Origin of the sequence: Cephaloticoccus capnophilus, from assembly GCF_001580045.1 — a bacterium.
Classification (GTDB): domain Bacteria; phylum Verrucomicrobiota; class Verrucomicrobiia; order Opitutales; family Opitutaceae; genus Cephaloticoccus; species Cephaloticoccus capnophilus.
Genome location: NZ_LSZP01000009.1, coordinates 1 through 21,603, shown reverse-complemented (window position 1 = coordinate 21,603; position 21,603 = coordinate 1). Strand labels below are relative to the sequence as shown.

The following is a 21,603-nucleotide window of genomic DNA, read 5'->3' as shown; positions in this document are numbered from 1 at the left end:
ATGAGTCGCGTTTTTATGCAGAAACACCCACGGCGGCACTCATCAGCTCGGGCTCCGTCCATTCGGGAGTTGGCTTGCAGGCGACGACCGCGCCACCGCGCATGACGGCGATTCGGTCACAGAGTCCAAAGAGTTCCGGCAGGTAAGAACTGACGACGACGATCGCCTTACCCTGCTCGGCGAGGCGGGCGATGACTTGGTACAGTTGCGCCTTGCTGCCGACATCTATCCCGCGCGTAGGCTCGTCGAGCAGGAGCACTTCGGCGGGATGCTCCATGAGCCGAGCAAGCGCGACTTTTTGCTGATTCCCGCCGGAGAGGTCGCCCACCGCTTGCTCCGAGGCGCGCGCCTTTATCCCAAGTGTGCCGAGCCAGGGCGTGGCCATCCCGAGCAAGCGGCGCGGCGCGAGGTAGCCGCCCGCCCGGGCGAGTTCGGGGTATTTCGTCAGTCCGATGTTTTCCGCAAGCGAGAGGACAAGCATCAGCCCTTCCTCTTTGCGGTTTTCACTCAAGAAGCCGACTCGCTCGCGCCAGCGTTTACGCGGGTTTGGGCGACCTTTGACGTGCGCGCTCGGGTCGAGCCCGAAGTTTGCGCGGAGCAGCTCCGTGCGCCCTGCGCCGATGAGGCCCGCAATGCCGAGGATCTCGCCTTCGTGGACGGTGAGCGGGCCGCCTGCGCCTTCGAGGGTGAAGCGCGGCGGGCCGAGTTTTGCGCTGCGCTGCGGGTAAAGCTCGGAGACATCGCGGTCGACCATCATCCGTAAAATCTCGCTCTGCGGAGTGTCGGCCATCACTCCGCTCCCAACTGTCCGCCCATCTTTGAGGACGGTGTAGCGCTGGGCGACTTCGCGGACTTCTTCCAAAAAGTGGCTGATGTAGATGATGCTCACGCCACTGGCACGGAGCTGTGCGATGACCTCAAAGAGCTTTCGTGTATCCGCCTGCGTGAGACTGCTTGTCGGCTCGTCCATGATGAGGACGCGCGGGTTGGAAAGCAGCGCACGGGCGATTTCGATAATTTGCTGTTCGGCGATCGAGAAGTCGGCGACCGCGCGTTCGAGGTCGAGGTGTTCGTGTGCGAGTCGGGCCAGTGCCTCGCGCGCGCGCTGGCGGGCGGCGGGGCGGTCAATCCAGCCACCGCGATTGGGGAGCGCCCCGAGGCCTATATTTTCCCAAACATTGAGATGCGGCGCGAGGCTCAGCTCTTGATAAATCATCGCCACCCCGTGACGGCGCGCGTCGAGTGTATCCGCAGGCGCGTACGCGTGGCCTTCGAGCTGCATCGTCCCCGCATCCGGCTGGATGACGCCGCTGAGCACTTTCATTAGTGTGCTTTTTCCTGCGCCGTTTTCGCCAATCAACGCGTGGACTTCGGCTTCGCCGATTTCGAGCGAGACGCCATCGAGCGCACGCGTCGCACCAAAGGCTTTTTTGATGCCCGTGAGTTTGAGTCGTAGGGACATAGGAGCAGTCGCAGGCTGTTGCATTAGCGGGCCGGTGCAGGGGCACGACCCTTTGCTGGCGGCCCGCCATTGAGGGGGATTTCAGAGATACTTATCGAGCGGAGGGTGCAGCAGGTCGTTGATCTCCGGGTCGTCCATGTTTTCCGCAGTGATGAGCGTGCAACCGGTGTCGATGAGCTTGGGGATTTCCTCTCCACGCAGTTTAGCGATGGCCGTTTTAACCGCGACGTAGCCCATGTTGAGCGGGTCTTGAACGATCAGGCCCTGTAAATCGCCCGCGCGCAGCGCCGCGACCGATTGCTTATCGGTGTCGAAGCCTACGTGCTTCACCTTTCCGCCGCCGCGGCCTACATCGGCGAGCGCGAGCAGCGTCCCCGAAGTGCTGCTGTTGTTGGGCGTAAAGATGCCGTCGATTTGGTGACCGTAACGGTTGATGAGGTTTTGTGCAGTGCGGTAGGCCGTGTCTCGCGAGGGCCCCGCATACTGGTCGCTGGAAATCACCTCGATCTCCGGAAACTCCTTAATCGTATCGAGAAAGCCATTTACGCGGCCCTCGACACTCGTCGAGCCAGGGACCACGCGCACGACGATGACCTTGCCTTTGCCATCGAGTAGCTCGGCGAGGCGGCGCGCCGCAATGACGCCACCTTGGTAATTATCGGTCGAGGCCTCGCTCACATACACGTCCTTATCGAGCGTGGAGTCGATCAGCACGACGGGGATTTTTGCACGAGTCGCCAGCTCGACCGAGGGCACGAGCGCGGTGCCGTCGAGCGGGGCCAGCACGATCGCGCTGACGCGGCGCGCGACGAAGTTTTCCATCACCTGGATTTGCTGCTCGCGATCGTCTTCGCGAATCGGGCCTTTCCACATGATGTCCACCGTGACGCCCTGCTCGGCAAACTCGCGCTGCGCCTTCACCATGCCCGCGTTGGCACTTTTCCAATACTCATCGGTGGTGCCTTTGGGCACTCCAGCGATTCGGTAACGCTCGGGAGCGGCTTGGGTCGTAATTGGCAACATAGCGCAAAGCGCGAGGAGTGTTGCCGCGGCGAGGGGTAGTTTTTTCATCACTGGTTTGCTTGAGGGTTGGAAGCCGCCGCTGAAAGCAAGGACAGGGCGGCGTATGATTGTTATGACTATCGGTGATAGAACAGATTAACGGCGACTCGTTCCCGAAGCGCGGCACTTCTAGTAATATCGCCTATAAATACTCCGAGAGCGGCGGGTGAACCAGCGCATCGACCTGCGGCTCGTTGATATTCTCCGGGGTGACTATCGTGCAACCGGTGTCAATGACCTGGGGCACGGCCTCGCCACGCAGCACGGCCACCGCACTCTTCACGCCGAGGTAGCCCATTTTGAGCGGGTCTTGGACAACGAGCCCTTGGATGTCGCCGGCGTGTAAGGCTTCGATGAGGGGCGTCGCGGCATCGAAGCCCACAAACTGCACGCGCCCACCCGCTAGCCCCGAGTCGCGCAGCGCGAGCAACATGCCGACCACAGTAGGCTCGTTTACCGAGAACACGCCGTCTACCTCGCGTCCGTAGCGATTGAGCAAGTTTTGCGCCATCCGGTAAGCCGTATCGCGGGTTGGCCCGCCGTATTGATCACCCGAAAGGAGGACGATCTCGGGAAACTCCTTTGCGATGGTATCGGCAAAGCCATCTCCGCGCAGCCCCGTGCTCATGGAGCCCGCCACGTCGCGCAGCATGATCACCTTGCCCTTACCGCCAAGCAGCTTGGCCAAGTGTCGGGCCGCGATCACGCCGCCGTTATAGTTATCGGTCGAGGCCGAGCTGATAGGGATGTCCGAGTCGAGCCCTGAGTCGATTAGCACAACAGGGATCTTTGCTTGAGCAGCAAGCTCGACGGGACGCACCAACGCGCGGCTATCGAGCGGGGCGAGCACGAGTGCATCGACACGGCGCGCGACGAAGTTTTCCACGACTTGGATTTGCTGCTCGCGGTCATCTTCACGGATCGGGCCTTTCCACAGGATGTCCACCGTGACGCCTTGCTCGGCAAACTCGCGCTGCGCCTTGACGAGTCCGGCTTGCACTGACTTCCAAAACTCGTGCGAAGTGCCTTTAGGCACGACAGCGATCCGATAACTTTCTGGAGAGGCTGCCTTCACAGCCAATGGGGCGATACAAAGAACAATCAGGGCAACTATCCTAGTTATAGCTTTCATAGGGGTTTTAGCTTTCATAGGTTTTTTTTGGGGGTAAGAAATCAGAGATCAAAGCGACTGGGGATAATCACCATGTCGCGAATCGTCATACAACGCGGGCGAGTTAACATATAGAGAATCGCGTCGGCCACCAAGTCCGCCTCGATAATACTCCCATTAGCCTTGGCTTGTTTTAGCGTCCCCTCTGGCCCGTCAGAAACCAGAGGCGTATCTACTGGCCCGGGAGAGACTGCGCCAACGCGTATCCCATAAGGCAAGAGCTGCCGCCGCATCACTTGGACAAAAGAATTGATTGCCCATTTCGAGGCCGAATAAACTGGCTCCCACGCGACCGCACAGTGCGCGGCAAGAGAACTCGTTATGATAATATCGCCCGTCTTTCGCTCCATCATGTGAGGCATTATTGAGCGAACGTTTTTTATTACTGCATTAACGTTTACCTGAAGGAGCTGATCGATCTGCTCTAGGCTAGCATTAATCAAATCCCCGCCGACATAAACGCCTGCGTTGGCATGAAATATATCGATATGCGGGACTAACGTTAATAGCCGATCCGCTAGCTGCTCACAGTGTTCGGGCTGACTTAAGTCGGCCACTAGAGGAAGCGCGCTTCGCCCATCGCAGACTTCATTGAGAACCTGCTCGTTGCGCCCAATAAAAACTACGGTCGCCCCTGCTTTGATTAAAGTCCGCGCAGTTGCCAACCCGATACCCGAAGTGGCTCCTGTAATTGCGGCGAATTTTCCAGAGAGAGACTGCTTCACGGTATTATAGGTTAAAGGCGGGAGGCGATGCGGGCCGATGTCGCGCGCTCGGGTTGGGCTTTCACACAGCGGTATAGCCACCATCTGCCGATAGGATAGAACCAGTGAGGAGGCTAGAGGCACGAGAGGCCAAGAAGAGCACCACGGAAGCGATTTCCTCGGGTTCACCCAAGCGCTTAATCGGTGTGCCATCCACCCACTGGCCGAGCATTGCGGGGTCTTGGCTTGCGACCATATCCACTATCGCAGTGCGAATATAACCGGGCGCGACCGCATTTACGCGCACTCCATACGCGGCCCACTCCACCGCCAGTGACTTAGTAAATTGGTGCACCGCCGCTTTCGACGCGTTGTAGTGAGATTGAAATTGAGGACGATTGACAATTAGTCCCGACATGGAGCCGAGGTTAATAATCGATCCGCGTCCTGCCTCGATCATACGACGACCAAATGCCCGACACGTTTTAAATACTCCGGTTAAGTTAATATCAATGACCTGTTGCCAATCCTCATCACTCAAGTCTTGGGCAGGCGCATTGTGCGCAATACCGGCATTACACACCAAAATATCAAGTGCTGGGACTGTGTCCGCCAAGCGGTCGAGCGCATCGGTCTCCCGCACATCGAGCGCATGCGCACTCGCCCGATAGCCTGCAGCATGCAGCTGCTCGACGAGTGACGCCACCCTCTCCGCATTGCGATCAACACAGTGTACATGGGCCCCCGCTTCGGCGAGCGCTTGCGCACAAGCCGCTCCAATTCCTCTCCCTGCACCAGTGACCAGCGCACTTTGTCCTGAGAGATTATAGTGTTCGAGATACGATTGGGACATAAGAACAGTCAGTTTTAGGGGATTTTACTGAGTTGCTTGGAGCTAGCCTTCCACTTGTGCGAAGCGGCCTCAAAATCCAAAAAAGGGAAGCAGCGCTTACTGCGGTATAAACACGAGATGCCGCCGAGGCGCAGGATACGTAGGGGTCGGGTTAGGGGTTAGCGGGGGTATCGCTCGCACGCTGAAGAAGCGCTCACCCGAAACGCATCCCGATTTCATAACCGAGTAAATAACAATCTGTTAGGTAAAAATACTAAGCGCCAGTTAGCGCTCTCCGAGCCGCGCTGATACGCTTTTTCCCACTGCGCGTGGGGCGGCAGCGTGTCGCTGCACCCATTTACCGAACGCTTGGCTGCCGTGCATACGCACGGCAGCCAAGCGTTCGGTAGAAAGGCCCCCAAACTCGGAAGCGGGAGTTTACTGGTGATTTTTCCCAATTCGCCCAAACGGGTTATCACTCTACTTTCCCCTCCCTGTCGCAACGCGACAGGGGAGAGTACTTTCAAATTTGGGATTTCGCTTTCGCGCGATAGCGCGAGGAGAAATCCCAAATTGAATGGATGCAGCGACACGCTGCCGCCCCACGCGTAGTGGAACCTAGTCCTTAAGTTCCACCACGACTTGGATTTCGACTGTCGAGGCTTTGGGCAGGCCGTTTACCGCCACTGCGGCGCGGGCGTGTTTTCCTGCTTCGCCAAACACGTTTACGAAGAGGTCGCTCGCGCCATTGATGACTGCCGGACTGTCCTCGAAGCCATCGACTGCATTGACGAAACCGCTCACGAAGACGATCCGCGCCACTTGGTCGAGCGAGCCGACAGCGGCCTTAATGTTGGCGAGGGTATTAAGTGCACAGACTCGTGCGGCCTCGGCCCCGCTGGCGAGCGTCTGAGTTTTGCCGACTTGGCCGGTGTGCGTCATCTGGCCGTCAACCATGCAAATCGTGCCCGCACAGTAGAGCAGGTTTCCGGTGCGCACGGTGGGCACGTAGCTGGCGACAGGCGCAGGCGCGTTGGGCAGAGAGAGGCCAAGTGAAGCGAGTTTTTGTTCGGGATTCATAGAAATTGCTGAGGCCTATTCGTTGAGGTTATTTAGCCGCTGGCAGAAACTCTAAAGTGGCGATGTCCTCTGCGGACAGTGCTTTGGCGAGCGCGTCGAATTCGCGCAGTCGGTCAATCTCGTGCTGGAGGCGCCCCATATCTATGGCCCCGATGCGCTCCCCTTTTTCGGGGAAACCTGCGACCATCGAGTGCTCGATCAAGGCCGCTCGCGAGTAGTCGAGCTGCCCCTGTGACATCTGCGGGTTGCGCTCCAAAATCAGCGTGTCGGCGGGGCTGGGGTCGCCGTTTAGATAGTCCTCCCAACCGCGCAGCGTCGCCGCGACAAAGGCGCGGACCAGCTCCGGCGAGCTTCGCACCAGCTCGCGCCGCACGACCACGCCCGCATAGGCGTCGTATTCTGCATCGATGAGCGGGAGCGCGCGCACAGGCACGCCGCGCTCTTGCGCCAAGAAAGGCTCACTCGTCAGGTAGCAGCTTCGCACGAGCGCGGGATCTGCGAAGAACGACGCCAGCCCGTAAGTTGTCGGCACGAGCTTAAACACCACGTCGTATTTTTTTTGGATATACGAAACCCACACCATGCTCAGCGGCGCCATGACGGTCTGCCCGTCGAGATCGCTAAAATCCTGCACGGGGCTATCGGCGTGGACGAGTAATGCTTCGCCGTCGTGCTGCAGCGACGCAGCGACCATCACCAGCGGCAGCCCTTGCGAAATCGCCATCGCCGTATCGTCGCTACGCAGCAGCCCAAAGTCGGCATCACCGCGCGCGACACGCAGTCGCACATGCGAGCTCGGCCCGCCGGGGCGCACATCCACATCGAGCCCGGCTTCGCGATAAAACCCGCGCGCCAATGCCTGGTAAAACCCGCCGTGCTCGGCCTGTGGAAACCAGTCCGTCTGCATGATAACCGGCGTAAGCCCGGCGGCTGCTTCGTCCGCATTTTTAGAGGGGGCGCTTTGATCGGTCGGCCCGCAGCCAACCAGCAACGCGCAACTGGAAACGAACGAAAGAAGTCGCAAGGGAAAGGTCATAAAACGAAAGCCGCAGACGCTCAACGCAGCCCCAATAGCTTTCGAGCATTATCGCCGCCGATGACGCGGATTTCGTCAGGTGTGAGCCCCCACTGCTCGCGAAACTCGTCTGCAAACCGGCGCATTTCCGGTCGGGCGTTTAGCGCGGGATACAGGTTGAGCGGATAGTCCGAGCCAAAGAGGACACGATCCGCGCCCACAGTGTCTACGAATTTTCGCCACGGCCCTTCGAGCGACTCATTTGGCGAGCTGACCGGGTCCCCCCGCCCTGCTGCTCCGCTGGCTTTCCCACGCCCGTAAATTAAGGGCGAAGCCGCCGTATCGAAGTAGAGATTGCTCGGCAGTTTTCCGGTCACGACGAGGGGCAAATTCGCCCCCCAGTGGGCGAGGATGAATCGGGTGCGCGGATGCCTTTCGGCGAGTGTCAGGAAGTCGCTCAGAGGCGTTTCAACTTTCCCCGGGTAAGGCCGCGAATCGGCCTCAGTGACGTGCAGGTTAACAGGCCAACCCCAGTCCCCTGCCCGCTCAAAAACGGCCGCGAGCAGCGGGTCATCGACCGCCCAGCCGACCGAGTGCGGCGAAAGCTCGCCTACGCCGCAAAGCCCGTGTTCGCGCGCCCAGTCGAGCTCCGCCAGCGCGGCGCTTTCCCCCGCCCCGCCCGGGCCGGGGTGGACACTCGCAAACGCATAAAACCGGTCGGGATAGGCGTGGATGCACGACGCGTAAAACCGGTTTTGCAGACGGCAGCTCTCCAAGTGCTCCCAATACCAACTGAGCAAAATCGCGCGCTCGACGCCCGCCTCGTCCATCGTACGCAGCAACTCATCCACGCTCGGGAAACCTTGGACAGCTTGACCGCCTTTGCGGCGGCGCGTGCACAAGGTCGCCCAATGCCGCTCGCCCGCGCGCTCCGCCCAGCCGCTCGGGTCGCCGTTAATCCCGTCGGGATACAGATGAACATGGGCATCGATGAACATGGCAAGTGGCGTGGCAGTGACCACTGCCACTTACGCTCGCGCGCTGAGCCAGCGCCAGCCTTTACCTCGCGGACACGTTTGAAACAGGAACAGACCCTAGCACGCTCCCCCTCCGACCTTTCTTAACCCTTCGTCGCTTTAAAACAACTACCCCAAGCCCAAGTCCCAATAAAACCGCGCCATACGTGCTCGGCTCAGGAACCATCGGCGGAGTCCACTCTCTAACTTTATCTACATAAATCCGATACCAGCCAGCATGCCAATGTTCGGACCTAGCCCCACGCCTTCCCAATTCGCTATCAAGAAAACCAATCCGATGCATAATAGAACTATAATCATAACGGGTCATAACAAAGGCTCCTCCTGAATATCCCATTTCTCTAATATCGAACTCCAAAAAAGAATCAGGACTTACCCAAAGATTATCAATATAGAACCACTGTTCACCACTCTGGCCTCTACCAAAAGATACAGTCGCCAATACGTCTCTCCCTGTATAAACTTCTAGGGAAGGAGTCCTAGATGTGTGATGATTACCCAGATAAAACGTATTCATTCTCTTATTAAGAGTCACATTGCCGAAATTAGGAATATTACCCCAGTCTTCACGGTATTTACTCCTATGAGAATCTGGCGGATCTTGTTCTTCATCCTCCTCCTCGTCAGAAGTGTGTAAAGAAACACTACTCTTCGGGCTCTTCTTTTCTACGCTATCTCCGCCAGGGGGGGGGGGGATTTGCGTATGACAGGCTGGCAGTAATAAACTGCGTAATAAAAAACAGCAGAAAGCCTCTGATAGTATGAGCCGTTAACATGCGCCCAAGAAGCGACCAGGCCGCCCGATATAAAATAGAAACAGGCTACCTAGTTCAGCTCACTCAATTCTAAAAGCCCGCATCGGCGCTACTATTCCCCGCCTAGCTCTCGTGCAATAATGCCATCACTTCGACCAACGGAAATCGCTTCCGTGTCCTTCACTAAAGGCAATCGCTCCTCGCCCGGATAAACCACGACGCCTGCGCTCGCGCGCTGAGCCAGCGCCAGCAAAATAAAACAGCCTGCGGCTGCCTCGCGGCTCGCGTTTGACGCGGGCAAGTAAAGCTACCGCGCCTCGAGGCACGAGCCGGCTAAGGGAATCAAGCCTCAGCTTGTTTTACTGACCGGCGCGCCCTTTGGCGCACCGGTCTACGTTTTGCCCACACGACCATGCCGATCCCAACTGCGGCTAGGATTGCGCCATAGGTTTGAGGCTCGGGGACTCCTGAGACATGGTTGAAGGGGGTGATTGCGTAGTATTGGGAGTCGTAGTCGAGTGCTACGAGCCGGAAGTCTTGGTAGCCGTCAAAGACGATTTGATTGAGGAATTCGGCGAGTTGTGTGGGCTGGTAGGTATTAATCCAACCCCGGCTAATGAGTAAGTAGTCTTCGTATTGATACCAGTTGCGGATGAAGAGCCGGGCGCTAGGATCATAAGAATTGCCGGCGGCATTGAGAAAATTCAGTTGATCTATCCATAGGATGTTAGCGAGCCCGACCTCGCCACCGGCGAAGTCGATTGTCCCGCGTTCCATGACATTTAGTACGGCTAAATGCTGTTTGGTGTTTCCGCTGAGCCGGAGGATGGCTTGGTCGCTTTGTTCGCCGCCGTATACGTTACTCGGGTCGAGTCCGTGGGGTGTGCCGCGTAAAAATACGTTGGGGAAGGTTCTGCCCGTAGCCCTTCTGAGCGCGTCGGTGCTATTGGCAGGGAGGACCAAGATGTCTCGGCCTGCGCCGTCGCCGATATATATATTGTTTACGTGGAGGGTGCCTTGGCTGAGGTTTACCGTGCCTTCGTGGATGTAGAGATTGGGGACGTTATGGGTTGCAGCGGAACCAAGGTTAAGCGCCCCAGGCCCGGTTTTGACTAAGTTTGGAACGTCGAATCTTGAGCTTCCGGTGAGTCCTAAGCTACTCCCGTAAATATGAGCGTAGAGCGGGCGGTTGTTCGCCGTCCTAATAGTGAGCCTCCCGCCAGTATTCGCTTCTCCAGAGTACGCGAGGAGTCCTCCGGAGTTAATCGTTAGCGTATAGTTTGCATTTGACGTTAGTGAAGCTCCGTCGCCGATCTTTAGTGAGTTGATGGCGCGGTTACCGACGAGCGTGCTGGTGCTGTATTCGTCTAGAAAAAGGTTTATACTGGGGTTCCAATTGTTTGAGTTGGTGTTCGTATAGTAGTTGGTAACAGGCCTCAACTCCGTGACGCCGTTAGCTGCGACGGGCGTCATAAAATCTAGCCCGTTTACTACTCCCCACGGGGTAATCTTCGTGCCAGTAGCGACGTGGTTTATTGCATCGCTTGGACTCCAGAAGGTGAATGACAAGCGAGCTTTGCTGAAGTCCTCGAGGATAGCGTTAAAACGATCGTAAGTCCTGTAGTTGAGCGTGAAAAAGTCCTCTTTGTACAAGAAGGCGAATCTTAGTTCGGTGAAGTCACTGATGCCTGTGGAGTTGTGTTTTAACTCGATGGTGTTGCTCGCGGCAAGCGTTCCTGGGCTGCTTTGAAAAATGCTCTGTAGAAGGAGTGGGTCTGCTAGCTCTTGGGACGTGCCATTGGGCTGGCCCCAGAGACGCAGCGTGCCGCCGCTGAGAAAGACACTAACTTTGGAGCTGTCGTTGAGTCGATCAGGGTGATTACTTCCGGTGAGATTGTCTAAGGTCACTACACCGCCGTTGAGGATGTTTAAAAATACGTTATTGCCGGAGATCATACCTCCATCGTGAAGCCGAAGCTCTACGCCTGAGACATGGGTCGTCCTAGCAATATGGGATGTGATATCTGCCCGTCCGTCGCCTACAAACCTAATCTCACTGCCGGAGAACCACTCTGGCAAGATTGCTTGGGTAAACCTGACATCCGCGACATTGGGATTTCTTCCGCGTTCAACGCGAATGCGTTCGATGCTCAACTCTTTATCCCATATTACTGTTCCGTCAGCGGTGTAGTGGCCGAAGCGGAGTTCTTGGTCTGGTTGCACGAAGCCGGGGTGGCCCGCAATATCAGCCCAGAAGGGGGTGTTGTTGAGTCTTACAATACGATCGCCGCCGTAAGCGGCGAAGCCGCCGGAGGCAGGGAGGCCGAAATCGCTGCCCCATATGACTTGGCCTGGGCCTGTGCCAAGGGAGCCTGTGAAGTCCGAGTCTAGGCCAAAAACTCCCCCGCTGAGGCGGAGATTGCTGTTTCCGAACCCGCCTCCGAGGGTTCCGCGTAGGACGCCTTCATTAACTTGGACTTGGTAGTCTATCGGTTCGGTGAGCCAGAGCATTCCTGGGCCAGTTTTGACGAGGCGTCCGAAGCCTGAGGCGGTGATTGCCCCTGAGAGCCGCGCATGAGCGTCGGTGTGGCCGCGTTCGACGCGGATTTCGCGGCTTCCGTTGCCGAGGTTAATTGGGTTTTTAAAATCGATTTGTGCGTTGGCGTAGCGGGAGCTGAGGAGCAAGGCGCGGTTGTTACCGACGAAACCGCCGGCTCCCCAAGTCAGCCAGGCGAGGCCGCCTGCCCAGTTTTGGATTTCGACTGAGCGGTTTCCTCCGAAAGCGGAGAATCCGCCGGAGGCGTCGTTGCCGAAATCGTCACCCCATTGAATTTTTGAGCCGAGGACTCCGTTAAAGTTAGTGTCCCCCAGTTCGAGAATTCCGCCTTTTAGGTATATCGTGCTGAAGGTAGGGATAGCGCTACCGGGGGGAGCGCCGAAAGTAGTGTCGATGGCAGTGCGCAGCACGCCGTCCCAGATTATGGTCGAGCCTGTCCAGTCGTTATTGGGGTTGCTCAGCGTAATGAGTCCTAAGCCGACTTTGCTGAACGAATCATTACTCGGGTAAGTAGAGCTGTAGACCTCCCCGCTGAGGAGAAGCCCCCCCGCGTCGCCGCGTGCGCCGAAAGTAGTGTCACCGGTCATAATGATGGTGCCGGCGAATTGGTTTAGGTCGGTAGGCGAGCCTCCCCCGTCGTGGTAAATCGCACCGACAGCGGGACGCCCCAAAGCGCGGACAGCTCCCGGCCCGCTGACATTGAGCGTGGCCTGCTCGCTGTAATTGAGCGACTCTCCCACGTGAGAGCGGATTCCGAGCGTGCCGCCGTAATCGATGGTTAAGTAGCTATTCACGCTGCCGAGTGCCTTATTGCGCTTAACAAAAACAAGCGTCTCTGCCCCCACTCGGAGATTGAGGTAGTAGAGGGCTTCGCCGCTTAGGATCAAGTGCGTCCCAGAACCGGGCACCGTCTCAATGCCACCGCCAATATCGAGGTTACCGGCAAAGTGCGTCGCCCCACTGCCGGACACGCGCAGGTAGCGGCTACCCTGAATCAGGCCCCCAAACCGCAGCCCACCTTGGGAATGGTTGATAATAAACCCATCCCATCCCGTGTTAGCGGAAAAATAGACTGTACCGTTGATATTGGTCTCCACGACCTTTGTACCGCTGGAGTTTACCGTAACCAGATTCCCGTCGCTCGGAACCCCGTACCCTATATCGAGCGTACTGCCGTTAATCGTATAGTTAATCCCCGAATCCGCATCGAACCACAACGACCGTGTTCTCGGCCAGTCCCAGGGCTCCATGCTCACCGTAATCGCCGAAAGGTCTCCTTGGTTCGGCACACTGCTAAACAACACGTCCGCCGGGTTCTGGAAATCCGAAGGGCTTATACCCGGATTCCAATTGGAGTCAGTCTCCCAATCCCCATCCCCATTATGCCACCACTGTGTCGCCCCAGGCGGAACCAACTGAGCACTGGCTACAGAACCTAATAAGGCAAAGCTAAGTAGAACTACTCCAACGCACCGCACCAGGTGCCTGCGTGCCTGCGTTTTATTTAACATAAAATTGCATGAATGACGATGTTTAACCAGTGGGTAAAGCCACTTAGCTACTAAGTAGTTAATCTGAGGGGAAGCTTAAAAAAGTGAGTTAAATCACCCTAGTAGATTTACTTAGCTTGCGAGCTAATAGTGCGAACTAGGGGCGGTATAAGCTGCGGTAACGCTGCGATCTTGCTCCACTAACAAATCCTCTTAAAAAAATGGGCGATAGGGGGTCTTCACCTCAACAGCGTGGGGCGGCTCAAACACCAGTGAATTGATGGCGAGCGCTACCTGTGGCCAGCGAGCCCCTCGCCAGCATTCAGGCAGGCTTTCATTTCGCGTTTAGGATTTGGGCGAGAGCCGGAAAGCGCGTTTTTGGGGAAAGCCCGCGCTTTTTTCTAAGCCCCATTGCCGCGAAGAACACGAGCACTTGCACGAGGACGATGCAGGCCGCAGGGGACGCGTTGAGGAAAAAGCTCACGTAAATCCCTAAAAGCGTAGAGCCCACGGCACAGCCGACTGCGACACAGAGCATTTTCCCAAAGCGCGCAGTACTCAGAAACCCGACGCAGCCAGGCGTCACGAGCATCGCGACCACGAGCAGAATACCGACCGCCTTGAGCGCGACGACTATCGTCACCGCGAGCAGTGAAAGCAGTAAGTAGTAGAGCAGCCCTGTGCGCAGCCCGATGACGCGGGCTTGGGCCGGGTCGAAGCAAAAAAGCAGCAAGTCGCGCCGTAGTGCCACGACCACGACAAGCACCCCTGCGCTCGTAATCAGCGTCGCGTGCAGATCGCCCGGAAGCAGCCCGAGGATGTTGCCAAAGAGGACTTTATCGAGGTGGATATCGACTTGGAGCTTCGTGAAAAGCACCAGTCCGAACGCAAACAGGCCCGTGAAAACCACGCCCAAAACCGTGTCTTCCTTGATCCGGCTGTGGGCCTTGATAAAGCCCGCCGAGACCGCGCAAAAGAGCCCCGAGAGGAAGGCGCCCAACGCGAGCGGCAGCCCAAACACCGCCGCCAGCACGAGCCCCGGCAGCACGGCATGCGAAATCGCATCGCCCATTAGCGACCAGCCCTTGAGCACGAGGTAGCAGGAGAGCACGGCACAGACCGCCGCAATCGCGGCCCCCGCCAACATGGCCTCCACCATGAAGGGATAGCGAAACGGCTCTAGGAGGGCGTCAGCGAGTAGCATCGGGGGCGCCTCCGTTTGGTAAAAATCGCGGCGGGCGCTCCGCTTGGTGGGCGGGCCGCCCTGCCTGCGGCGCACGTTGGGCGCGCCAGCCGTGCTTCGGTGCGGCGTAAAATACCGCGAGGAAGAGCAGCGTCTGCAGCGTCACGATACAGCCGCCCGTTGCGCCGTTGAAAAAATAGCTCGCGTAAGCCCCGACGAGCGACGTGCCCGCACCGATCGTCATCGCCAGCGTTATCATTTTCCCAAAGCGGTCGGTCAGCAGGTAGGCGGTCGCGCCCGGCGTCACGAGCATCGCGACCACGAGCACCGCGCCCACGGCTTGCAGCGCGGCGACGACCGTCGCCGAGAGCAGTGCGAGCAACACGAAATGAAGCCCCGCGACATTGAGCCCGAGCGTGCGCGCTTGATGCGGGTCGAAGCTCACGAGCAGCAAGTCGCGCCACTTGAGCCCGAGCACTAGGAGCGCGCCCACCGCGACGCCGATGATCTGCACAATATCGAAATCGGAGATACCCAGAATATTCCCCAAGAGAATCGTCTGTAGCGCGACGCCGCTCGGTTTTAGCGAGATGAGCAAAAGCCCGAGTGCGAGGAAGGCGGTAAACACCACGCCAATCACCGCGTCTTCGCGCAACGGCGTCTTCGCCTTCACAAAGCCCATGCCCGCCGCCGCCAAAAGCCCCGTCGCAAACGCGCCCGCCGCAAAGGGCAGCCCGAGCAGATAGGCGATCGCCACGCCGGGCACGACCGCGTGCGAAAGGGCATCGCCCATCAACGACCAGCCCTTGAGCGTGATGAAGCAGGAGAGGAATCCACACACGCAGCCAATCAACCCGCTGACGAAAATCGCCCGCAGCATGTAATCGTAGTGAAATGGCGTGAGGAGGGAATCGAGCATGTGACGCAGTCGTCGTGTGTGGAGAGAAGGGCTTGGGCGGCGGCGGTCTTTTTTTGAGGCGGCGGTAAAAAAACAGTAAATGGAGCCAAACGCCCGCGCGGGTTAGCGGTCGCCCTCCTCCTCGGCGCGCTCGGCAATCACGTTTTCCTTACCCGCGCGGTGGCTGTATTCGAGGTGTCCGCCTTTGCCGAAAACGAGCGGTCGCTCATCGTCGGTGAGCAGCGTCACCGCTTTCTCGTCGTGTTTTTGCACGGTGGATTCGTCGAACTTGAAGTGGCGCAAGACACCGCCAAATGCGCGCACGAGGTTGTCTTGCGTAAACACCTCCGCAGTCGGCCCCGCCGCCAAAACCGTGCGATTCACGAGCACCACCGAGTCGCAAAACTCGGGCACCGCCCCGAGGTTGTGCGTGGAGACGAGGATCAAGTGGCCCGCCGCGCAAAGCTCGCGCAAGAGCCCGATAATCGCCGTCTCGGTCTGCACATCGACGCCGGTAAATGGCTCGTCGAGGAGGATGACTCGGCTGCGCTGCGCGAGCGCACGCGCAAGGAACACGCGCTTCTTTTGCCCGCCGGAGAGTTCGCCGATTTGGCGTTCGCGAAACTCCAGCATCCCCACGCGGCGCAGGCTCTCCTCGGCGATTTCGCGGTCGCGCGCACGCGGGATGCGCAGGAAGTTCATATAACCGTAGCGGCCCATGAGGACGACATCCCACACGCTCACGGGGAAGCTCCAGTCCACCTCTTCGGACTGCGGCACGTAGGCGATGAGGTTGGCCTTGAGGGCAGATTGGACGCTGCGGCCTGCGATGCGCACGCGCCCGCTCGCCGGGCGCACGAAGCCCATGATTGCGCGAAACAAGGTGGATTTGCCGCTGCCGTTTACGCCGACCAGTGCGCAAATCGTCCCGCCCTCCAGCCGGAAGCTGGTGTCGCGCAGCGCCTCATGCCCATTTGGGTAACACACCGTGATGTCCTCGACGCTCAGGTCGAGCAAGGTGCCCGCGCCCGCTGCCGAGGCGGTGGAGCCGTTAGCAGCGGCAGGCGGGAGAGGCTCGGCGGACGGGCGGGCGGCTTTAGTCATCAAGGTTAAAGCCGCGCAAAATGACCTCCGCGTTGTAACCGATCAAGCGTAGTAAAGTGGGCGCAGGCCCATCCGCTGCAGTGAGCGAATCCACGTAGAGCGTGCCGCCGTAGCGGATTCCGGTTTCGCGCGCGACCTGCCGCGCGGGTTTATCGCTAATCGTGCTCTCGCTGAAAATCACGGGGATCGCGTTCGCGCGGACGGCGTCGATTACCTTTTTTACCTGCTGGGGCGTGCCTTGTTGGTCGGCGTTTACCGCCCACAAGAACAGCTCCTTCATCCCAAAATCGTGCGCGAGATAGGAAAACGCGCCTTCGCTCGTGACGAGCCAGCGTTGCGCGGCGGGGATCCGCGACAGTCGCGCACGCAGGTCGGCCTCCACCGCGGCAAACTGTGCGCCGTACGCGGCCGCGTTGGCGTTGTAGGTGGCGGCATTGGCCGGATCGTGCGCGACTAAGGCCGCACGCACGTTCTCGATATACACGAGTGCCGCGCGGGGCGACATCCACGCGTGCGGATTGGGCCGCCCCGAGTAAGGGCCTTCCGCGATGGCGATCGGCGTGACGCCTGCGCTGAGGACGACGCTTGGCACGTCCTTTAGCCGGACAAAAAAGCGCTCGAACCAAAGCTCCAGCCCGAGCCCGTTCCACAACACGAGGTCGGCCTGCTGCGCCTTAATAATATCCTGCGGTGTCGGCTCGTAGCCGTGGATCTCCGCGCCTGGCTTCGTGATCGACTCCACCACTGCGCAGTCGCCCGCCACATTTTGCGCGAGGTCTTGGAGGATGGTGAAGGTCGTCACGACGCGGAGCTTTGCGCTCGGCGCTTTCGTGCTAGCGGCGCTGTTTGCAGCCGCGCTGGCCGCATCGTCTTGGTGAGGCGTGCAGGCGGCCACAAGTCCGAGGAAAAGGAGCATCGCCGCGCGCGCCGCGCACTTTAATACGGCGGCGACAGAGGGCTTCGGGCATTTCGTGGTCGTAGTCATAGCTTTTTTCAAAGGCGCATCCGGGCTCTGTTTTTTTCGGCCTGCGCAGCTTGCGGCGCGAGTTCGAAAAACAAATCGTCGGCTAGCCCGAGAACCCATTCGAGCTAGCCGACTGTTTACCTTCACAAGAGCGCGCGTGGGGCACCGGTCGCGGGACGACACATGGCAGAGCAGCCACCGCAACCGAGGCCCCCTACGCGATGACCCGAGCGCGCTCTAGAAGAGATACTTCGCGGTGATAAAGAACGAGCGAGCGAAGCGTGGGCCGTAGACGTAGTCGTTATCGCGGTCGGCGCCGCGCTCTAGGTCTTTTTGTCGCTCATCGAAGAGGTTCTTCACGCCGAGCGTGACATCGATGTGGTGCTTGCCCGTATCGAAGTGGCGGGTGAAGCCGAAATCGACCACCCAGAAATCGGGCGTGCGGCGCAGCTCGCCGAGGCGATTGTGGAGCGCGTCCATCGCGCCCACGTATTTGACGCCGAGGAAGACGTTGAACTCCGGCATGGGCGTCCAGATCGCTTGGGCGACGCCGCTCCACTCCGGGGTAATCAGGTAATCGCGAGTCGAGATGATGGTCGTGCCGCCAACGTCGGTGTCGTCGAAAATGTCTTCGGCTTCGTCATAGCGGGACTGGAAGTAGGCCGCGCCCAGCTCGAAGCGGAGTTGCGAGTTGGGTATGTAAACCCAGTTCGCCTCGACGCCTTCGACACGCGAGCCGGAGGCATTGCTGCGGACTTGGTAGAGGTCGCCCGTCACTGGATCCGTGAGGGTGGGCCCGAGCAGGAAGGTGTCGTCGATATCGGTCAGCGAGGCCGTGACATCGAAGCCCCAGGTCGCGTTAGCCGGGTCGTTGCGCCACTCTAGGCCGACCATGCCGGTGATCGTCTGTTCCTCCTTGAGGGCGGCGTCGTTGCGAATGCGGATTTGGTCGGCTCCGAGCGTGTCCACGTGTAGGTCTTCGTCGAATACGCCGGGCGCACGAAAGCCGGTCGCGACGCTGGCGCGCAGCTTGAGCGTGGGCGTGGCCTCGTAGGCGAGCGCGACGCGCGGCGAGAAAATCGCGTCATCAAGCTCCGAGCTTTTATCGACGCGACCGCCGAGTACGACGCTCAACGTGGGCGTCGCCGTCCACTCATCTTGCAGGTAGAAACCCACGTTGGAGAAGCTGTCATCGACGAAGGTCGCGAGCGTTTTGCCGAGGAAGTCGCGATTATAGTCACGCACTTTTTCCCATTTGTACTGGATGCCTGCGGCGAACGCGTGCTTTTCGAGCCGGTAGTTAAACTGCGAGTCGATGTAGTGCAGCGGGTCTTCCGTGTAGCCGTATTGGCCGAAGGAGTCGGAGGCCGCGCTGCCGGCAATCGTCGGGTCGAGTTCGTCGGGGTCGTAGCCCGGGGCGTTCGGGTCGGTGACCACATCGCCTAGCCCACCGTAGAAGCTGTCGCGCTCAATGTAGGCAAAGGAGTAGCCGATCGAGAAATCGAAGTCCGCCGTGACGTCCTGCTCCCAGCTCACGCCGCCGCGATGGTATTTGGTCTGGAGCGACTCGGCGATGTTCGCCAGATACTCGGGCTGGTCGAAGCGATTACCCCCGCGCCGCTCTTCCCAAGTGTATTGATAGTTGGCGCGGAGCCGCGTTTTCGCAGTCGGCGCGAACCACACTTGCGCACCGACCACGCCCAGCTCCTTCTCCGTAATCTCGCTGTAGTCGTCGCCATCGTAGTCGATTGGGTCGTTTTGGCTGGACTGGAACACGAGCGAGAGCCCGCCCTTGCCGCCCGCAAAAACGCGGTCGAGGCGTCCATCGGCTAGCCAAATCGGCTCGCCCTTTTGCACGTCCACGCCGGCCTGCAGGAAGCCGCCATTGCGCAGCGGTTGGATGGGTACGAGGTTGATCACGCCACTCACCGCGCCCGCACCATAGAGGGCCGAACTGCCGCCTTTGACGATTTCGATGCGGTCGACGAAGGCCGTCGGGATTTGCTCCAAGCCGTAAACGCCCCCGAGGGCCGACATCAGCGGCGCACCGTCGAAGAGGATTTGGTTATACGCGCCGCCGAGCCCGAGCATCAGCACCTCCGAGGTGTTGCAGTTTTGGCAAGTGCTCTCGACCCGCACGCCGTTAAAAAGCTCCACCGCCTGCGAAAAGTTAAACGTGCCGCGCATGTGCATGTCCTCTTGCGTGACGACCTCCGTGCGAATCGGCACTTCCGAAAGCAGCCGCTCCGTGCGCGTCGCCGTGCTGACGACCTGCAGCCGCTCTAGCGCAGTGACCGAGGACTGGTCGGCCACTTCAAGCCCCTTTGCCGTCGCAGCAGACTGCGCAGAGAGCGACGCAGCGGCTCCCAAACCGCCGAGCGCAGCGCCCCAGACGAGCGTCCTGGCCGCTCGCCCTAGCCGAAATGAGTGTATGGTTAACTTGGTAGTCATAGATGTTAAAAGGTATCTCATGAAATTAAATGTAGCCTCAGCTACTTTTATTTACTTCGACAGCAAGGAGAATCTACGGCTACGTTTTGAGCAGATTTCCCCGCCCTTCCCTTCCGTTCCTATGGCCACCGAAAAACGCGCTATTTCTCCCGCCACTAATCTCAAAAAAAGCCCCGAAAAACGGCGCGGAACTTCCGGCGGCGCCCGCGCTACTGCGTTAAAGAAAGCGGCGAGTGAACGCGAGCCCGTGCGCGCCGCCGCGCTGCGCTGTACTCGCGAAGCGCATTCGCGAGAGACGGTCGAGGACTACGTCGAAGCGATCGCCGACCTCGTCGCCAGGACCGGCGAAGCCCGCGTAACCGACCTCGCCCGAGAGCTCGGCGTTAGCCACGTCACCGTTAACCGCACGATTGCCCGCATGCAGCGCGACGGCTTTGTAAGCTCACTGCCCTACCGCGCGATTTTCCTGACCGAAACCGGTAAGCAACTCGCCGCCGAATCCAAGGCGCGCCACCAAACCGTCGAGGCCTTCCTGCGCGCCATAGGCGTGCCCGCTGCCGTCGCGCAAAAAGACGCCGAAGGCATCGAGCACCACGTCAGCCGCGAAACCCTCGCCGCCTTCGCCAAACTGGCGGCGGCAAAGTGACAGTAGGGCCTGTTCGCGTTTGAAACGTGAGCCGCGCTGATACGCCTTTTTCCCACTGCGCGTGGAGCGGTGGCATGCTGCCACTCCCATTTAATTAGGGAATTGGCCGCGTCGCTTCGCGGCGAAACCAATTCCCTAATTTTTGAAAGTATTCTCCCTGTCGCAACGCGGCAGGGAGCAGAAAGTAGAGTGATAACCCGTTTGGACGAGGAGGGAAAAATCACTAATACGCTCCCGCCGCCAGCCGCGCCGAGCGCTGTTTTTGCCGCCGCCGATAGCAGACAAGCCCGAGTGCGGCTAACATTAAGCCTGCCCCGTAAGTTGCAGGCTCCGGCGTTCCCGAAATCATCCAGTAATCTTCGTTATAGTGCTCAAGGTGAGTTCTCCCGGGGATATATCCCTCAAAGGCAATCCGCTTCAGAGCATCCTCAAGACCGCTACTCGTCTTCCGAACAAGGAAAAAGTGAGTGCCTTCTACCCAGCCGCTGACGACTAGCTCAGCACCGCTATCAATTGATAAATCGTCCAAATAAAGAAAACGCTTACCCAGTGGGCCTATCCAGTTAAACTGGAGAAAAGACTTCCCCTCGGCCACAAGCTTGTGAAAGCACTCCTCCTTTATAAAACTTGCATCGGAATGATCGGCAAATTGGAAAAAGGCGTCTCGCAATCGCACGGTTGAATTACGCTCAATCTGTCTAGTACCCCACGTATTCAGCTTCGCATGATTATTAATAAAAATATCTCCCCTAGTCGCAATCGCCCCATTCGTCTTAGCTAGCGAAAGCACATTATACTGCCCCGACACTTCGACAGGCCCAGTAAAGGTATTACTCTTATCTCCACCCAATACGGCAGCCACCCAATTTCTATGCTCAGTCCCACTTATTCGCAGACCTACCTTATTTGTCCCATTATCAGCAATGACGGAGTTAATCCGTAAAGGATCAATCATTCCACCAGTTACCCAAAGCCAGATATTCAAGAAACTTTCACTAGAAGTAAGAACTCCAGATCCTGAAATATACGCCGCAGGTGCCGATGCATAAACGCCTATCCCACCCTCACCAATAGTGAGCCTATAGGGGGCTTGTATACCCACATGATTACCGCTATACATATTCAGACTATGTAAATAACAATCGCCGCCAAGGTAGTGACATGAGTTTATATTAACATCAGAATCATCTAT

17 protein-coding genes are annotated in these 21,603 nt (G+C 58.5%); 1 reads left to right on the top strand and 16 read right to left on the bottom strand.

Translation table 11 applies throughout. From position 1 onward, the window contains the following. Positions 1-13 precede the first annotated feature (13 nt). The 15 genes from AXK12_RS01260 to AXK12_RS01195 all read right to left on the bottom strand — a co-directional run bounded on the left by AXK12_RS01260 (position 14) and on the right by AXK12_RS01195 (position 19,765). On the bottom strand, positions 14-1,462 hold the full coding sequence (locus AXK12_RS01260; RefSeq protein ID WP_082782550.1) for a sugar ABC transporter ATP-binding protein: 1,449 nt from the start codon (positions 1,460-1,462) through the stop codon (positions 14-16). Between the two features lie 81 nt (positions 1,463-1,543). Continuing rightward, positions 1,544-2,533: an ABC transporter substrate-binding protein gene (locus AXK12_RS01255; RefSeq protein ID WP_068710964.1), complete on the bottom strand. Its 990-nt coding sequence runs from the start codon at positions 2,531-2,533 to the stop codon at positions 1,544-1,546. Between the two features lie 133 nt (positions 2,534-2,666). After that, positions 2,667-3,560 (bottom strand): ABC transporter substrate-binding protein, encoded by an 894-nt coding sequence (locus AXK12_RS01250; RefSeq protein ID WP_231863473.1) that lies wholly within the window; start codon positions 3,558-3,560, stop codon positions 2,667-2,669. Positions 3,561-3,697: 137 nt separating this feature from the next. Next, complete coding sequence (locus AXK12_RS01245; RefSeq protein ID WP_068710962.1) at positions 3,698-4,420, bottom strand: SDR family oxidoreductase; 723 nt, start codon at positions 4,418-4,420, stop codon at positions 3,698-3,700. Between the two features lie 61 nt (positions 4,421-4,481). Continuing rightward, entirely contained in the window at positions 4,482-5,252 is a 771-nt protein-coding gene (locus tag AXK12_RS01240; RefSeq protein WP_068710961.1) for an SDR family NAD(P)-dependent oxidoreductase, read from the bottom strand. A gap of 597 nt (positions 5,253-5,849) precedes the next feature. Next, positions 5,850-6,311: a RidA family protein gene (locus tag AXK12_RS01235; RefSeq protein ID WP_068710960.1), complete on the bottom strand. Its 462-nt coding sequence runs from the start codon at positions 6,309-6,311 to the stop codon at positions 5,850-5,852. Positions 6,312-6,339: 28 nt separating this feature from the next. Continuing rightward, on the bottom strand, positions 6,340-7,347 hold the full coding sequence (locus AXK12_RS01230) for an ABC transporter substrate-binding protein (protein ID WP_068710998.1): 1,008 nt from the start codon (positions 7,345-7,347) through the stop codon (positions 6,340-6,342). A gap of 20 nt (positions 7,348-7,367) precedes the next feature. Then, the gene (locus AXK12_RS01225) at positions 7,368-8,354 is read right to left on the bottom strand and encodes an amidohydrolase family protein (protein WP_156468761.1); all 987 of its coding nucleotides are present in this window, start codon (positions 8,352-8,354) and stop codon (positions 7,368-7,370) included. Between the two features lie 31 nt (positions 8,355-8,385). Next, positions 8,386-8,529 carry a PEP-CTERM sorting domain-containing protein gene (locus tag AXK12_RS09565; RefSeq protein WP_425479037.1) on the bottom strand — a complete coding sequence of 48 codons (144 nt, stop codon included), beginning with the start codon at positions 8,527-8,529 and terminating at the stop codon, positions 8,386-8,388. Between the two features lie 931 nt (positions 8,530-9,460). Continuing rightward, the gene (locus AXK12_RS01220) at positions 9,461-12,964 is read right to left on the bottom strand and encodes an autotransporter-associated beta strand repeat-containing protein (protein WP_197456945.1); all 3,504 of its coding nucleotides are present in this window, start codon (positions 12,962-12,964) and stop codon (positions 9,461-9,463) included. Between the two features lie 535 nt (positions 12,965-13,499). Beyond that, positions 13,500-14,369: a metal ABC transporter permease gene (locus tag AXK12_RS01215; protein ID WP_068710957.1), complete on the bottom strand. Its 870-nt coding sequence runs from the start codon at positions 14,367-14,369 to the stop codon at positions 13,500-13,502. Beyond that, entirely contained in the window at positions 14,356-15,267 is a 912-nt protein-coding gene (locus AXK12_RS01210) for a metal ABC transporter permease (RefSeq protein WP_068710956.1), read from the bottom strand. Before AXK12_RS01210 ends, AXK12_RS01215 begins: the two co-directional genes overlap by 14 nt. Before the next feature lie 102 nt (positions 15,268-15,369). Beyond that, entirely contained in the window at positions 15,370-16,350 is a 981-nt protein-coding gene (locus AXK12_RS01205; protein WP_082782545.1) for a manganese/iron ABC transporter ATP-binding protein, read from the bottom strand. Beyond that, complete coding sequence (locus AXK12_RS01200) at positions 16,343-17,335, bottom strand: metal ABC transporter substrate-binding protein (RefSeq protein WP_269446577.1); 993 nt, start codon at positions 17,333-17,335, stop codon at positions 16,343-16,345. Before AXK12_RS01200 ends, AXK12_RS01205 begins: the two co-directional genes overlap by 8 nt. A gap of 216 nt (positions 17,336-17,551) precedes the next feature. Beyond that, positions 17,552-19,765, bottom strand: coding sequence for a TonB-dependent receptor plug domain-containing protein (locus AXK12_RS01195; protein WP_082782544.1), 2,214 nt, complete (start codon positions 19,763-19,765; stop codon positions 17,552-17,554). Between the two features lie 121 nt (positions 19,766-19,886). On the opposite strand from AXK12_RS01195, the gene mntR reads away from it, so the two are divergent. After that, on the top strand, positions 19,887-20,411 hold the full coding sequence (mntR, locus tag AXK12_RS01190; RefSeq protein ID WP_082782543.1) for a manganese-binding transcriptional regulator MntR: 525 nt from the start codon (positions 19,887-19,889) through the stop codon (positions 20,409-20,411). Positions 20,412-20,634: 223 nt separating this feature from the next. Here the strand turns inward: mntR and AXK12_RS09215 are convergent. Further along, the coding region (locus AXK12_RS09215; RefSeq protein WP_197456944.1) for a PEP-CTERM sorting domain-containing protein at positions 20,635-21,603 on the bottom strand (969 nt) is incomplete at its 5' end.

Excerpts from the sequence above, each read along its gene's own strand:
- AXK12_RS01260 (WP_082782550.1), bottom strand. The coding sequence starts at position 1,462 with ATGTCCCTACGACTCAAACTCACGGGCATCAAAAAAGCCTTTGGTGCG.
- AXK12_RS01255 (WP_068710964.1), bottom strand. The coding sequence starts at position 2,533 with ATGAAAAAACTACCCCTCGCCGCGGCAACACTCCTCGCGCTTTGCGCT.
- AXK12_RS01240 (WP_068710961.1), bottom strand. The coding sequence starts at position 5,252 with ATGTCCCAATCGTATCTCGAACACTATAATCTCTCAGGACAAAGTGCG.
- AXK12_RS01235 (WP_068710960.1), bottom strand. The coding sequence starts at position 6,311 with ATGAATCCCGAACAAAAACTCGCTTCACTTGGCCTCTCTCTGCCCAAC.
- AXK12_RS01230 (WP_068710998.1), bottom strand. The coding sequence starts at position 7,347 with ATGACCTTTCCCTTGCGACTTCTTTCGTTCGTTTCCAGTTGCGCGTTG.
- AXK12_RS09565 (WP_425479037.1), bottom strand. The coding sequence starts at position 8,529 with ATGGTTCCTGAGCCGAGCACGTATGGCGCGGTTTTATTGGGACTTGGG.
- AXK12_RS01215 (WP_068710957.1), bottom strand. The coding sequence starts at position 14,369 with ATGCTACTCGCTGACGCCCTCCTAGAGCCGTTTCGCTATCCCTTCATG.
- AXK12_RS01210 (WP_068710956.1), bottom strand. The coding sequence starts at position 15,267 with ATGCTCGATTCCCTCCTCACGCCATTTCACTACGATTACATGCTGCGG.
- AXK12_RS01205 (WP_082782545.1), bottom strand. The coding sequence starts at position 16,350 with ATGACTAAAGCCGCCCGCCCGTCCGCCGAGCCTCTCCCGCCTGCCGCT.
- AXK12_RS01200 (WP_269446577.1), bottom strand. The coding sequence starts at position 17,335 with ATGACTACGACCACGAAATGCCCGAAGCCCTCTGTCGCCGCCGTATTA.
- AXK12_RS01195 (WP_082782544.1), bottom strand. The coding sequence starts at position 19,765 with ATGACTACCAAGTTAACCATACACTCATTTCGGCTAGGGCGAGCGGCC.
- mntR (WP_082782543.1), top strand. The coding sequence starts at position 19,887 with ATGGCCACCGAAAAACGCGCTATTTCTCCCGCCACTAATCTCAAAAAA.